The 14,411-nt window shown below is 70.7% G+C and carries 10 protein-coding genes; 3 read left to right on the top strand and 7 right to left on the bottom strand.

Features of this window, described 5'->3' with window-relative positions; translation table 11 throughout:
- Positions 1 to 29: 29 nt before the first annotated feature.
- A complete protein-coding gene (locus ACFFIA_RS20815) occupies positions 30 to 1,061 on the bottom strand; it encodes a 3-isopropylmalate dehydrogenase (RefSeq protein ID WP_377253212.1) in 1,032 nt (343 codons plus the stop codon).
- A gap of 204 nt (positions 1,062 to 1,265) precedes the next feature.
- Between ACFFIA_RS20815 and ACFFIA_RS20810 the strand changes: the two genes are divergently transcribed.
- Positions 1,266 to 2,138 (top strand): FAD:protein FMN transferase, encoded by an 873-nt coding sequence (locus ACFFIA_RS20810; RefSeq protein WP_377253211.1) that lies wholly within the window; start codon positions 1,266 to 1,268, stop codon positions 2,136 to 2,138.
- A 303-nt stretch (positions 2,139 to 2,441) separates the two neighbouring features.
- The gene (locus ACFFIA_RS20805) at positions 2,442 to 2,795 is read left to right on the top strand and encodes a hypothetical protein (protein WP_377253209.1); all 354 of its coding nucleotides are present in this window, start codon (positions 2,442 to 2,444) and stop codon (positions 2,793 to 2,795) included.
- Between the two features lie 48 nt (positions 2,796 to 2,843).
- On the opposite strand, the gene serA is transcribed toward ACFFIA_RS20805, so the two are convergent.
- From serA to ACFFIA_RS20775, 6 genes are all read right to left on the bottom strand, one after another.
- Entirely contained in the window at positions 2,844 to 4,442 is a 1,599-nt protein-coding gene (gene serA / locus ACFFIA_RS20800; RefSeq protein WP_377253390.1) for a phosphoglycerate dehydrogenase, read from the bottom strand.
- Positions 4,443 to 4,784: 342 nt separating this feature from the next.
- Positions 4,785 to 6,014 (bottom strand): mannosyl-3-phosphoglycerate synthase, encoded by a 1,230-nt coding sequence (gene mpgS, locus ACFFIA_RS20795; RefSeq protein WP_377253207.1) that lies wholly within the window; start codon positions 6,012 to 6,014, stop codon positions 4,785 to 4,787.
- 189 nt (positions 6,015 to 6,203) lie between these two features.
- Positions 6,204 to 7,217, bottom strand: a complete 1,014-nt coding sequence (ilvC, locus tag ACFFIA_RS20790; RefSeq protein WP_377253206.1) for a ketol-acid reductoisomerase — start codon at positions 7,215 to 7,217, stop codon at positions 6,204 to 6,206.
- Positions 7,218 to 7,276: 59 nt separating this feature from the next.
- Positions 7,277 to 7,792 carry an acetolactate synthase small subunit gene (ilvN, locus tag ACFFIA_RS20785; protein ID WP_173041747.1) on the bottom strand — a complete coding sequence of 172 codons (516 nt, stop codon included), beginning with the start codon at positions 7,790 to 7,792 and terminating at the stop codon, positions 7,277 to 7,279.
- 13 nt (positions 7,793 to 7,805) lie between these two features.
- Complete coding sequence (locus ACFFIA_RS20780; protein ID WP_377253389.1) at positions 7,806 to 9,596, bottom strand: acetolactate synthase large subunit; 1,791 nt, start codon at positions 9,594 to 9,596, stop codon at positions 7,806 to 7,808.
- Between the two features lie 260 nt (positions 9,597 to 9,856).
- Entirely contained in the window at positions 9,857 to 12,127 is a 2,271-nt protein-coding gene (locus tag ACFFIA_RS20775; protein ID WP_377253388.1) for a putative bifunctional diguanylate cyclase/phosphodiesterase, read from the bottom strand.
- A gap of 197 nt (positions 12,128 to 12,324) precedes the next feature.
- Between ACFFIA_RS20775 and ilvD the strand changes: the two genes are divergently transcribed.
- The gene (gene ilvD / locus ACFFIA_RS20770) at positions 12,325 to 14,169 is read left to right on the top strand and encodes a dihydroxy-acid dehydratase (protein ID WP_377253205.1); all 1,845 of its coding nucleotides are present in this window, start codon (positions 12,325 to 12,327) and stop codon (positions 14,167 to 14,169) included.
- The last annotated feature ends 242 nt before the right edge of the window (positions 14,170 to 14,411 follow it).

The following is a 14,411-nucleotide window of genomic DNA, read 5'->3' as shown; positions in this document are numbered from 1 at the left end:
GTGGAGCGAGAAGGAGGAAAGAGGACCGCTCAGCCCGCGGCAGCGGTGGCGAGCCGGTCGCCGACTTCGGCGGTGCGCAGCGGGGCGCCCGGGGTGCGGGACGCCAACTCGGCCGCGACCGCCTCGGATACTCGACGGGCCTCGTCGGCATGGCCGAGGTGGTCGAGCAGGAGGGACGCCGACAGCACGGCCGCGACCGGGTCGGCCAGCCCCTTGCCGGCGATGTCGGGAGCCGAGCCGTGGACCGGCTCGAACATCGAGGGGAACTCACGCGCCGGGTTGATGCAACCGCTCGCGGCGAGCCCGATGCCCCCGGTCACCGCGGCGGCGATGTCGGTGAGGATGTCACCGAAGAGGTTGTCGGTCACCACCACGTCGTAGCGCTGCGGCTGGGTCACCAGGAACATGGCGGCCGCGTCGACGTGCTGGTACTCCGTCTCCACGTCGGGAAACTCGGCCTTGACCGCGTCGAAGGCGCGCGACCACAGCGAACCGGCGTGGGTGAGGACGTTGGTCTTGTGCACGAGCGTCACCTTGCGCCGCTCGCGGCGCTCGGCGCGGGCGAACGCGTCGCGGATGACCCGCTCGACGCCGTGCCGCGTGTTGAGGCTCTCCTCGGTCGCGACCTCGGCGGGCGTGTCGCGGTGCAGCGTGCCGCCGGCCCCCGCGTACAGCCCTTCGGTGCCCTCGCGCACCACCACGAAGTCGATCTCGCCGGCCTTGACCTGGCCGAGCGGGCTGGAGGTGCCGGGCCAGAGGCGGGCGGGGCGAAGGTTGACGTACTGGTCGAAGGCGAAGCGGAGCTTGAGCAGCAGCCCGCGCTCGAGCACGCCCGGCGGCACGGTGGGGTCGCCCACGGCGCCGAGCAGGATCGCGTCGTGCTCGGCCAGCTCGGCGAGCACCGAGTCGGGCAGCACCTCGCCCGTCCGGTGGTAGCGTGCGGCACCGAGGTCGTACTCCGTCGCGGTCACGCCGGGCAGCACAGCGTCGATGACCTTGCGGGCCTGCGCGACCACCTCGGTCCCGATGCCGTCGCCGGCCACCACCGCGATGCGAGTCACAGCAAACCCCTTCGTCATGACACCTCAAGGCGCCGACCGTAGCGTCGCAGGCACACGACGTCACGACCAGCGCGGTCAACCTATGCTGAAGGAACGTTAATCGCCCGTCCCGATTCTCGGTACGCGGATCCCATCATCCGGTACACAGGTCTTTCTCAGCGAATCTCCATGATCCAGTCAACTTGACCGCCTACCTTGTCCATCATGGCAATTCAGCGGGCCCCGTTGCCGAGCAGGAGCGTCGCACGGGTGGGGCGGCCGAGAGACGGGCGGGGGCGGGCCGATCTCTGGCTCGGCTACCACGGCCCGGCCAACCGGCCGTTCGGCGCCTCGACCGCCGCCGCCACCGGCCGCCTGGTCGCCCGCCACGCGGTGCACACCTCGGCCGCCGACTTCTCGCTGATGCTGGTCGCGCCCGACTGGATGACCCGCCGCGAGGTCAGCCTGGCCATCGCCGACGCGGTCGCCGAACTGCGCGCGATCGACGTGACCTACAGCCCTCTCCGCCGCGGCAGCCTGGTCTCGCTGCTGCGCCGCGGCGAGGTCTCCCCCGACGCCTACCCGCCGCTCGCCGACATCGTGGCCCGCTGCGACATGATGCGGGCGGCCACCGACGGCTGGTTCGACGCCTGGGCGGTGCCCGGCGGCTTCGACCCGGGCGGGCTGCTCAAGGGCTGGGCCGTGGAGCGCGCGGCGGCGCGGCTCGTCGCCGCAGGCATCACCGACTACGCGGTGGTCAGCGAGGCCGACCTGTCCGTGCGTGGCAACGCACCGCACGGTGGCCCCTGGCGCGTCGCGATCCACCACCCCCGCGCGCCGCAGCGGATCGCGATGATCCTCGAGATGACCGAGGGCGCGGTGGGCACCTCCGGCATCACCGGTCACCGTGGTCACGTGGTCGACCCGCACAGCGGCGAGATGGTGGGCCACGCCGGCTGCGCCGTCGTCACCGGCCCCGACCTGGCCATCGCCGACGCCTACGCCACCGCCCTCTACGCCGCCGGTCCGGCCGGCCTGGGCTGGTTTCCCACTGTCGACGGTTACCGCATGCTCTTTGCCGACTGCCGTCCCGCCTGACCCGCGCACCGCGCGGCCACACCTGAAGAGCTTCACTCCAGGGGGTAAGGAAGATCAGCCTCCGCGGTCTCGGCAAGTGACCGCGGAGGCTGATCGATAAGTTCGAGCACGCGTGGCTCGCGCACACGGGAGGTGCGGCAACACACCACGGCAGCCGCGTCACCCGAAGACACTCCCACGCGGTGCGTAACCAATTGAATACGCTATCGATTGGCCCCCGCCGGACGCAAGGCAGCCACTCCGGCCGCGTGTCGCGCGGGGTGGTGGCCCACTCACGTTCACCGGGTGGCAATATCTGTGCCCGTGAGTTTTGACCTCGTCGTGTGGGCCCTGGACGATGGCGCCACGCCAGCGGACGTACGGGCGGCGCACGAGCTGTGCCGCGAAGGTGAGCACGCGGAGGGCGAAGTCGACCGACGGATCGGCGGGTTCTACGCCGACCTGACCGCCCAGTACCCGGACAAGGAGCCGGTCGCGGACAGCCCGTGGACCGACACTCCCCTGCACGTCGCGACCGACCACGTCCTGATGTGCCTCAGCGAGTCATGTGCCGACGCCGTGCTGGAGGCGATCGAGCGCCTCGCCGGCGAGCACGACCTCATGCTCCTCGACCTGCAGGACGGCACGGTCTATCCCCCACCGAGCCGGGTCGCGTGAAAAAGGGCTCCCCGCGCCGCGGGGAGCCCTTCGCACGAAAGCTCAAACTCACTCTTCGCGCAGGTCGGCCGCGCTCGCCGCGGTCGCGCCGATCACGTCGGCCGACTGCGTGAGCACCTCCGCGCCGACCGAGGAGTCGACGGTGAGGGTCATCAGCGCCTCGCCGCCCGCCTCGCGCCGCGCCACCTGCATGGCCGCGATGTTGACGCCCGACTCGCCGAGGATCGAACCGATCGCGCCGACGACGCCGGGACGGTCGACGTATCGGAAGAAGAGCAGGATGCCGTCGGCGGTGAGCTCGATGTCGAAGCCGTCGACCTCGGTGAGCCGGATGATCTCCTTGGTGCCGCTGACGACCACCGTGCCGGAGACGCTGACCGTGCGGCCGTCGGGCAGGGCGCCGCGGACGGTGACCAGCGTCGGCTCGTCGACCGAGTCGGCGAACGTGGTCAGGTCGACCTCGACGCCCCGGTCGGCCGCGAAGAGCGGCGCGTTGACGTAGGTGACCTGCTCCTCGACCACCGAGGCGAAGAGGCCCTTGGTGGTGGCGAGCTTGAGCACCGAAACCTCGTTGGCCACGGCCTCACCGCGCACCTCGACGGTCACGCTCGCGGCCACGCCACCGGCGACGGCGGTGAAGACCTTGCCCAGCTTCTCCGCGAGCGGGAGCAGCGGCCGCACGTCTTCGGCCACCACGCCGCCGGCCTGCACGTTGACCGCGTCCGGCACGAACTCGCCCTGAAGCGCCAGCTTGACGCTCTTGGCGACCGCGAGACCCGCCTTGTCCTGCGCCTCGGCGGTGGAGGCGCCCAGGTGCGGCGTGGCCACCACGTTGTCGAACGCGAACAGCGGCGAGGCGGTGCAGGGCTCCTTGGAGTAGACGTCGATGCCGGCGCCCCCCACGCGCCCCTCGGCGATGGCGTCGGCGAGCGCCTGCTCGTCGATCAGCCCGCCGCGCGCGGCGTTGACGATCCGCACGCCCGGCTTGACGATCGCCAGCTCCTTCTCGCCGATGAGGCCCACGGTCTCCGGCGTCTTGGGCAGGTGGATCGAGATGAAGTCGCTCTCCCGTAGCAGCTCGTCGAGCCCGACCAGGCGGACGCCGAGCTGGGCCGCGCGAGCCGGCTGCACGTACGGGTCGTACGCGATCAGGCGCGTGCCGAAGGCCGCGATGCGCTGGGCGAAGAGCACGCCGATGCGCCCGAGGCCGACCACGCCCACGGTCTTGCCCTGCACCTCGACGCCGGTGTACTTGGAACGCTTCCACTCGCCGGCCTTGAGCGCGGCGCTGGCGCTGGCGGTGTTGCGCGCGACCGCGAGCAGCAGCGCGACGGCCTGCTCGGCGGCGGAGACGATGTTGGAGGTGGGGGCGTTGACGACCATGACCCCGCGAGCGGTGGCGGCGGGAACCTCGACGTTGTCCAGGCCGACGCCGGCGCGGGCGACCACCTTGAGGCGCGGGGCCGCCGCGATGGCCTCCGCGTCGATCTGAGTGGCGGAGCGGACGATCACGGCGTCGGCCTCCGCCAGCGCGGCGAGGAGAGCCGTGCGGTCTGTGCCATCCACATGACGGACGTCGAAGTCGTGCGCGAGCACGTCGATGGCGGCGGGAGCGAGCTCTTCAGCGATCAGTACGACGGGAGTCAGTACGACGGGAGTCAATGCGACGGGAGTCATCTGTCCTCGTAGGTTTTGTGGGCGGGTCGTTGGCGACGCGTCGACCTTGAGTGAGTTGTGGCCGTGAACAGCGCGCCGCTCTGCGCCCTGCGCCTCCCCGCGAGCGGACGGCTCTCGCGGTCTTTCGCCCTCCGTCACGGCGGGCGCCACAACGACGACCGGCGTGGGGAAAGCGTGCGTGCCCTTCATCCGCGATGGTAGGCGCACCAGGACGCTCCGTCGCTCCCGCCTCGGCGTGAGCGCCCTCACAAAGCCATCACAAAGGACGTAACCGGCACGCGTCAGGCGCTCAGCCAGCCGACCCGGAGGCGCTCAGGCCACGGGGTGACGATCGACACGGGCAAGCTCGCGGCCCACCTGGCGAAACGAGGTGGCCTCCGACGACAGCGTCTCGAGGAACGTCTCGAACGCGAGTGCCCCCACCGGCGGGTAGATCCGCTCCCGCGGCGGCTCCTGCCCCGGCGCCAGCGCCCCCTCGGCGACCATGAACTCCAGGATCGCCTCGCGTACCGCGGGCAGGGCGACCGGCGAGTGGTACAGCACGTTGAGCGCCTGCATGCGCATGCCCTTGACGTGGTCTTCGCCCTTGTTGTCGTGGAAGTGCGGGTTACGCGTCTCGATCTGCAACACCGGCACCGAGTGCGGCAGCACCTGCGACGACACGGCCGGGAGTACGCCACCGAACTGCTCGAACAGCTCGACGTACTCGAACGGCTCGACCGCGAACCCGCCCGCCAGCCGCATCCGCAGCCCCAACTCCAAGCTGAGCGCGTGCTCGCCGGCGTTGCCGGTGGCGATCACCTCGGTGCCGAAGCCGGAGTACTCGGCGACGAGGCGGTTGAGGAACATGTTGGTGACCTCGGAACTACGCCCCCGCCGGCTGAAGAAGAGGCGTCCGTCGCGCAGCTTGGGCTTGGAGTGCCAGGAGATCCGGACCATCGAGTACGGGCTGTCGGCGGAGGCCAGGTGCAGGCCGGCCGCGTACGCCTTGCAGTACTCGTTGACCGCGCCGGGTACGTAGTTGTCGGCGTCGACGTAGCCGAGGTAGCGCCGGCCGGTCATCGCGGCCATCGCCATGCCGATCAGCATGGCCTCGCCCTTGCCGGTGCGCACCAGACCCTCGTCGTCGATGAGCTCGGGAAGGCCAGCCGCCTTGATCGCCGCGGCGAGGCCGGGATCGCGCTGGTGGATCGCCATCGCCGGACGCTCCGCCGAGCGGCAGAACTGCTCGAGGCTCTGCACCTCAATCTCGTACCGATCGATCGGCTGTCGCGCGCTGTTACTGACGAGAACGATGAGGCAGTCGTGCGGAATTCCAGAGAGCACGCCCTCAATTACTCTGCGTGTCTCATTCATGCAAGGAATAACGACGACCAATTCCTCCTCGACCGCCCGCATGGCGTCTGGCGGCACCAGTTGGCTATGCGAACCGCCCTGGTCAGCCCTGCGCTGCCCGCCCGAGTCCAACTCGATGACGCGCTGAAGCTCGTGGATCCGGACGGCGCCGAAGCGCTCGGTTCGGTGCGGTTGCTCCAGACGCATGAATCGACCGTACCTGAGGGTGCGATTAAGCGCGCGTAAGCGAAGACAGATTGAGGGGAAGGTAGCGGCGCCGTTCGGAATAGTTCCATGCACGCAATGTGCCGGTAACGCAGTCTCGGCCGTTCCGTGACCGAGGCGCCCCCCGGACAGGCCGGAGGGCGCCTCGCGTGACGCGGTGGAACCGGACGGCTAGGCCGTCTCGGTGATGGGGCGGTCGACCCAGCTCATCATCGCCCGCAGCTTCTTGCCGGTCTCCTCGATCGGGTGAGCGGCGCCCTGCTCGCGGTACTTGGTGAAGTTGGGGCGGCCGGCGTCGTCCTCGGCGATCAGCTCGCGAGCGAAGGTGCCGTCCTGGACCTCGCCCAGGATGCGCCGCATCTCCTCCTTGGTCCGCTCGTCGATCACGCGCGGGCCACGGGTGTAGTCGCCGTACTCGGCGGTGTCGGAGACGCTGTAGCGCATGCGGGCGATGCCGCCCTCGTACATGAGGTCGACGATCAGCTTCAGCTCGTGGAGGCACTCGAAGTAGGCCACCTCGGGCGCGTAGCCGGCCTCGGTGAGCACCTCGAAGCCGGTCTGCACCAGTGCCGCCGCGCCGCCGCAGAGCACCGCCTGCTCGCCGAAGAGGTCGGTCTCCGTCTCCTCCTTGAACGTCGTCTTGATGACGCCCGCCCGGGAGCCGCCGATGCCCTTGGCGTACGAGAGGGCCAGCGGGAGCGCGTTGCCGCTCGCGTCCTGCTCGACGGCGACGAGGCACGGTACGCCCTTGCCGTCCACGTACTGGCGGCGGACCAGGTGACCCGGGCCCTTCGGCGCGACCATCGCCACGTCGATGTCGGCCGGGGGCTCGATCAGCCCGTACCGGATGTTGAGCCCGTGCCCGAAGAAGAGCGCCTTGCCCGCGGTGAGGTTGGGCGCGATGGACTCCGCGTAGATCTTCCGCTGCGCGGTGTCCGGCGCGAGCAGCATGATGACGTCGGCCCAGGCGCTTACCTCGGCGGGCGTGCCGACGGTCAGGCCCTGCTCCTGCGCCTTAGGCCGGCTCTTCGACCCCTCGGGCAGGCCGATCCGCACCTCGACACCGGAGTCCCGGAGGGAGAGCGCGTGGGCGTGACCCTGGCTGCCGTACCCGATGACGGCGACCTTCTTCCCCTGGATGATCCCAAGGTCGGCGTCGTCGTCGTAGAAGACCTCAGCGGCCATTTCTTCCCTTTCTTGGTTCGTTTCCGGGCGTCCGCGGTGCCCGCGGCCGCCGAACGATGTCAGGCGGCGCGCAGCGCCGGACCCGTGGTGATCGAACGCGAGCCGCGCCCGATGGCCACCATGCCGGACTGCACCATCTCCTTGATTCCGTACGGTTCGAGGTCGCGCAGCAGCGCGTCGAGTTTGTCAGCCGTGCCGGTGGCCTCGATCGTGAGCGTGTCCGGCGCGACGTCTACGACCCGCGCGCGGAACAGGTTGACCGTCTCGAGCACCTGCGAGCGGACCGGGCGGTCGGCCCGGACCTTCACCAGGAGCAGCTCCCGCTGGACGGCCACGGTCGGGTCCAGCTCGACGATCTTCAGGACGTGCACCAGCTTGTTGAGCTGCTTGGTGACCTGCTCCAGCGGGGACTCCTCGGCGTTGACCACGATGGTCATCCGGGACACCTCGGGGTGCTCGGTCTCCCCGACCGCCAGCGAGTCGATGTTGAACCCGCGGCGAGCGAACAGCCCGGCCACGCGGGCCAGGATGCCCGGCTTGTTCTCCACGAGAACGGAGAGCGTGTGCTTGGTCATCGGTAGCTCAGCCTCACAGGTCGTCTTCGTCGAAGCTCGGGCGCATGTCGCGGGCGAACATGATCTCGTCATTGCTGGTGCCGGCGGCCACCATCGGCCACACCATCGCATCCTTGCCGACCACGAAGTCGATCACGACGGGGGCGTCGTTGATCTCCATGGCGGCCTTGATGGTCTTGTCGACGTCGTCCGCGCTCTCGCAGCGCAGGCCGATGCAGCCGAGCGCCTCGGCCAGCTTGACGAAGTCGGGGATGCGGTGCTTGTGGGTCCCCAGGTCGGTGTTGGAGTAGCGCTCGCCGTAGAACAGCGTCTGCCACTGCCGCACCATGCCGAGGTTGCCGTTGTTGATGATGGCGATCTTGACCGGGATGCCCTCCAGCGCGCAGGTGGCCAACTCCTGGTTGGTCATCTGGAAGCAGCCGTCGCCGTCGATCGCCCACACCGTGGTCTCCGGCTTGCCGACCTTGGCGCCCATCGCGGCCGGGACGGCGTAGCCCATCGTGCCTGCGCCGCCGGAGTTGAGCCAGGTGTGCGGCTTCTCGTACGAGATGAACTGGGAGGCCCACATCTGGTGCTGCCCCACGCCGGCGACGTAGATCGCGTCCGGGCCGGCGATCTCGCCCAGCCGCTTGATCACGTACTGCGGAGCGAGCGTGCCGTCGGTCGGGTCGTCCCAGCCCAGCGGGTAGCGCTCGCGCAGGTCGTCGAGCTGAGCCCACCAGTCGGCGCGGTCGCCGCCGCGCCCGGCCGCCCGCTCCGCCGAGACGGCCTGGATCAGCTCGTCGATGACGTGCCGCGCGTCGCCCACGATCGGCACGTCGGCGGTGCGGTTCTTGCCGATCTCGGCCGGGTCGATGTCGGCGTGCACGACCGCCGCGTCCGGCGCGAACGAGTCGAGCTTGCCGGTCACCCGGTCGTCGAACCGCGCGCCGAGCGCGACCAGCAGGTCGGCCTTCTGGAGCGCGTACACCGCGGCGACCGTGCCGTGCATGCCGGGCATGCCCAGGTGCTGCTGGTGCGAGTCGGGGAACGCGCCACGCGCCATAAGCGTGGTCACGACCGGGATGCCGGTCAGCTCGGCGAGCTTGCGCAGGCTCTCGGTGGCGCCGGCCTTGAGCACGCCGCCGCCGACGTACAGCACCGGGCGGCGGGACGAGGACATCAGCCGGGCCGCCTCGCGGATCTGCTTGCCGTGCGGGTGCAGCGTCGGCCGGTAGCCGGGCAGCTCCAACGTCGGCGGCCAGCTGAACGTGGTCTGGGCCTGCTGCACGTCCTTGGGGATGTCGACGAGGACCGGTCCGGGCCGCCCGGTCGCGGCGAGGTGGAACGCCTCGGCCAGGACCCGCGGGATCTCGTCGGCCGTGGTCACCAGGTAGTTGTGCTTGGTGATCGGCAGCGTGATGCCCTGGATGTCCGCCTCCTGGAAGGCATCCGTGCCGATCGCCGCCCGCGAGACCTGGCCGGTGATCGCGACGATCGGCACCGAGTCCATGTACGCGTCGGCGATCGCGGTGACCAGGTTGGTCGCGCCCGGACCGGAGGTCGCGACGCAGACGCCGACCTTGCCGGTGGCCTGGGCGTATCCGGTGGCGGCGTGACCCGCGCCCTGCTCGTGGCGGACCAGGATGTGCCGGATGGCCGAGTCGTAGATCGGGTCGTACGCCGGCAGGATCGTGCCGCCGGGGATGCCGAACATCACCTCGACGCCGAGCGCCTCCAGCGACTTGACGAGGCTTACCGCGCCGGAGACCTTGGCGGGGGCGGACGGAGCGGCCGGCGCGGCGTTGGCCGCGGCGGCGAGCATCGCCGGTGACGGTGCTCGGTGGGCGAGGGTCTCAGGTGTGGGTCTCGTCATGGCGTTCAGCCTTCTGGCTCGTGGTCGGCGGTCTCGGGACACATGGCTTCGGTAGACACGCGGCGTCTGTTTGGGCGCACTGGGCCTGTAGACACGCTACGTCTGTCAGGCACAAAAAAGGCCCGCGTGCGAACGCACGGGGCCAGCGCACTCTCCAGCGGGGAGAGTGCGCTCAGGTAAGTACTCGAGACGACCAAGTCGGCATGTGGCTAAGCCTGACGCATCTCACGCGATGAGTCAACTGCTCTCACATTGTGGGCGCGGCGTGGCGTAGGCCCAGCATTTTGGTGTCGGTCGGTTTCCTGTTGGGGCACCGGCACGACTCGAGCGGGCGACGTGGCGGACTCCAAGCGCGCCTCGAAGTGCTCGGCCGGCACCGGCCAGCCGGACAGGTAGCCCTGGCCCAGCTTGCACCCCGCCTCGACGACCATCGCCATCTGCTCCTGCTCGCCGATCCCCTCGGCGATCACCTCCAGGCCGAACTGGTGCCCCAGCTCGACCACGACCCGGACCATCTGCCGCACCACCAGCGAGTGGTCGATCTTCAGGATGTCGACCGGCAGCCGGCGCAGCTGGCCCAGCGAGGAGTAGCCGGCGCCGAAGTCGTCGAGCGCGATCCGCACGCCGGTCTCGCGCAGGTCGCGCAGGCGGCGGATCAGCTCTTCGACGTCGGTGGAGACGGCGTGCTCGGTCACCTCCAGCACGAGCCGCTGGGCCGGCACGTGGTGTGCCCGCAGCGCGTCTTTCACCTGATCGACGTAACCGCTGGCGTGCAGCTCACGAGGTGAGACGTTGACCGAGACCCACACGTCGTGCCCCTCGGCCAGCCACCGGGAGAGCTGGTGGCAGGCCTGGTGCAGGACCCAGGCGCCGAGCCTGTTGATCATCCCGCACTCCTCGGCGAGCGGGATGAACTCGTCGGGCCCGACCTTGCCGAGCCGGGGATGCTGCCACCGCAACAGCGCCTCGGCGCCGACCGGCCGCACGTCGGGCAGCACGACCACTGGCTGGTATTGCAGGTGCAGCTCGTCACGGTCGATCGCGCCGCGCAGCTCGTGCTCCAGCTCGGTGCGGCGGCGCAGCTTCACGTCGTAGGCCACGTCGTAGAGCTCGACCCGGTTTTTCCCGTGTGACTTGGCCCAGCGCAGGGCGATGTCGGCGTTGCGCAGCAGCGTGGTGACGTCGGGCACGCTCTCGCAACTGGCCAGCCCGATGCTGACCGAGAGGAAGACGGTGCCGCTCGCCTGCTCGTATGGCCCGCCGAGCACGCCGAGCAGCCGGGCGGCCGCCCGCTTGGCCTCCTCGGGGCGCGCCCACATCAGCACCGCGAACTCGTCGCCGCCGAGGCGGGCGGCCACGTCGCCGGGCCGCAGATTCATCCGGAGGCGCTGCCCCACCTCGACCAGCACCGCGTCGCCGACGTCGTGGCCGCGCATGTCGTTGACGTTTTTGAAGCCGTCGAGGTCGAGCGCGAGCAGCACCGCCCGGGCGCCGGCCGCCTGCTCCTCCTCCAGCGCGCTCAGCAGGCCACGCCGATTGGCCAGGCCGGTGAGCGGGTCGGTGTGGGCCAGCTCGCGGAAGTGCGCCTCCCGGTCGCGCAGGCGCTCGGCGTAGGCCCGGACGTCGTGCAGCGCCACGAACTGTCGGCCGACGAGGGCGAACCCCTCCAGGATGCCGCTCACGATGCCGACCACGTCGAAGGTGCCGCCGCGACCCAGGTGGTAGATCGCCGAGGCGGCCATCGCGGCCATCGGCAGGAACGCGTAGGCGCTGCCCCGGCGGCTCAGCTCGTCGTCGACCGCCGGGCTGTCGTCGCCCTCCGGCACGCGCGGGGCGGACGGCCGGTCGGTGCGGCGGGCGGCGAACGCCACGACGCCGAACGCGGCCGACAGCACGACCGCGCTGAGGTCGGCGAACAGTGGCTGACCCTTGCAGACGCCGCCGGCGACGCCGATGCCGGCCACCGTCGCCAGCGTCACGCCGGCACCGACCCACACGATCGGCCCACGCGGGCGCGGCGCGCGGATCACGATGATCACGGCGACGCCGAGCGTCAGCGCGGCGATCGCCGCCGGGACGAGCACCGGCTCGCACCACAGCGGCGTGCTGTCGCCGAGCAAACGGGTCGGCTCGGTGACCGCCACCCAGCAGACGAACCACACCGCCGCGGCGATCACGAAGCCGTCGAGCAGGTAGCGCAACGCGCCGCGCACCGAGGGCGCCGCCCCCGGGAGCGCCAGGAGGCCGGCCAGCAGCAGCACGCCACTCACCCCGACGCCGGTCGCGAGCAGGCCGCCCAGCGAGGTCAGGTCGGAGCGCTCGTGCACCACGTGCTCGCGCACCGCCAGGCTGCCCGCGATGCCCCCGGCGGTGGTCAGCGCTCCGGCCGCCGCCCCCGCGGCGAGCAGCCGGTGGGCATGACGGGTCGCACCGGCGCGCGCTCGCGCCGACGCGGCCAGGCGCACGACACAGGCGAGCACGAAGACCACGCCCGCCGTCGCGACGGCCGCCACCACCGAGGGGAGGGGCACGAACCCATGCTGCCGGATATCCGCGGGCCATGGGGGACTGCTTGTGCGACCCGCGACGGATTGGCACGAAGCGCCTAAACAGACGGGGTAGGCAGCAATGCCCCGTCCGGCTGATCCCGAATATTGAAACGTGACAGACTGGTTTCATGCCTGAGCTGCGGTCGAAGACCTCCACGCATGGTCGCACCATGGCCGGCGCCCGCGCCCTGTGGCGCGCCACCGGCATGACTGACGACGACTTCGGCAAGCCGATCGTCGCGATCGCCAACAGCTTCACCCAGTTCGTACCCGGGCATGTGCACCTCAAAGACCTCGGCGGCCTGGTCGCCGACGCGGTGGCCGAGGCCGGCGGCGTCGGGCGCGAGTTCAACACGATCGCGGTCGACGACGGCATCGCGATGGGCCACGGCGGGATGCTCTACTCGCTGCCCAGCCGCGAGCTGATCGCCGACGCGGTCGAGTACATGGTCAACGCGCACTGCGCCGACGCGCTCGTCTGCATCTCCAACTGCGACAAGATCACGCCGGGCATGCTGATCGCCGCGATGCGGCTCAACATCCCCACGGTCTTCGTCTCCGGCGGCCCCATGGAGGCCGGCAAGACGGTCGCCATCGAGGGCATCGTCCACGACAAGATCGACCTGATCGACGCGATGATCGCCTCGTCCAACGACGCGGTCACCGACGAGCAGCTCGGCGGGATCGAGCGCTCCGCCTGCCCCACCTGCGGCTCGTGCTCCGGCATGTTCACCGCCAACTCGATGAACTGCCTCACCGAGGCCATCGGCCTGGCCCTCCCGGGCAACGGCTCGACCCTGGCGACCCACGCCGCGCGCCGCGCGCTCTTCGAGCAGGCCGGCAAGCTTGTCGTCGACATCGCCAAGCAGTGGTACGAGGGCGACGACGCCTCGGTGCTGCCCCGGTCGATCGCGTCGTCGAGCGCGTTCGAAAACGCGGTCGCGCTCGACGTGGCGATGGGCGGCTCCACCAACACCGTGCTGCACCTGCTGGCGGCGGCCCGCGAGGCGGAGCTCGACTTCGGCGTCGCCGACATCGACGCGATCTCCCGCCGCGTGCCCTGCCTGTCCAAGGTCGCGCCCAACTCCCCCAAGTACCACATGGAGGACGTCCACCGGGCCGGTGGCATCCCCGCCATCCTCGGCGAGCTCGACCGGGCCGGCCTGCTCCACCGTGACGTGCGCGCGGTGCACGCCACCTCGCTCGACACCTGGCTCGCCGACTGGGACGTGCGCGGCGGCACGGCCACGCCCGAGGCGATCGAGCTCTTCCACGCGGCGCCCGGCGGGGTGCGCACCACGCAGCCGTTCTCCACGGAAAACCGGTGGGACCGCCTCGACCTCGACGCGGCCGAGGGCTGCATCCGCGACAAGGCACACGCCTACACGGCCGACGGCGGGCTCGCCATCCTGCACGGCAACCTCGCGCCGGACGGCTGCGTGGTCAAGACCGCCGGCGTCCCCGAGGAGGTGTGGCGGTTCAGCGGGCCGGCACGCGTCTTCGAGTCGCAGGAGGCGGCGGTCGACGGCATCCTCAACAAGCTGGTCCAGGCCGGCGACGTGGTGGTCATCCGGTACGAGGGGCCCAAGGGCGGGCCGGGCATGCAGGAGATGCTCTACCCGACCTCGTTCCTCAAGGGCCGGGGCCTGGGCCGCGCCTGCGCGCTGATCACCGACGGCCGCTTCTCCGGCGGCACCTCCGGCCTCTCCATCGGGCACGTCTCCCCCGAGGCGGCCGGCGGCGGCCTGATCGCGCTGGTCGAAGACGGCGACGAGATCGTGATCGACATCCCGGGTCGCTCGCTGGTGCTCAACGTGCCGGACGAGGTGCTCGACGCCCGCAAGGTGGCCCAGGAAAAGCGTGACAAGCCGTACACGCCGGTCGACCGGGATCGCCCGGTGTCGGCGGCGCTGCGCGCGTACGCCTCGATGGCCACCTCCGCCAGCGACGGCGCATACCGCCTGGTCCCCTGACCACGCCCGACCCCTGGCACCCGCCGGAGCGAGGGCCAGGGGAGGTGGGTCATTCGGCGCGTACGTTGTCGATGTCGAACTCGCCGGGGTGTGCCCAGACGTAGATCTCGCGCACGTCGGCCAGCGCCGCCGCGTCGCACGACATTGTTGGTCCCGCCGAAGCGGAACTTCTTGCCGTCGAGCTTCAGCTCGGCGCCGTGCCGCACGACGAAGCCGTCCTTCGTGGACGGTGCGGCGACGGC

The organism is Phytohabitans kaempferiae (assembly GCF_042433955.1).
Taxonomy (GTDB): Bacteria; Actinomycetota; Actinomycetes; order Mycobacteriales; family Micromonosporaceae; genus Phytohabitans; species Phytohabitans kaempferiae.
Note: the sequence above shows the minus strand (reverse complement) of the source record. Positions and strands in the feature narration are given on the sequence as shown.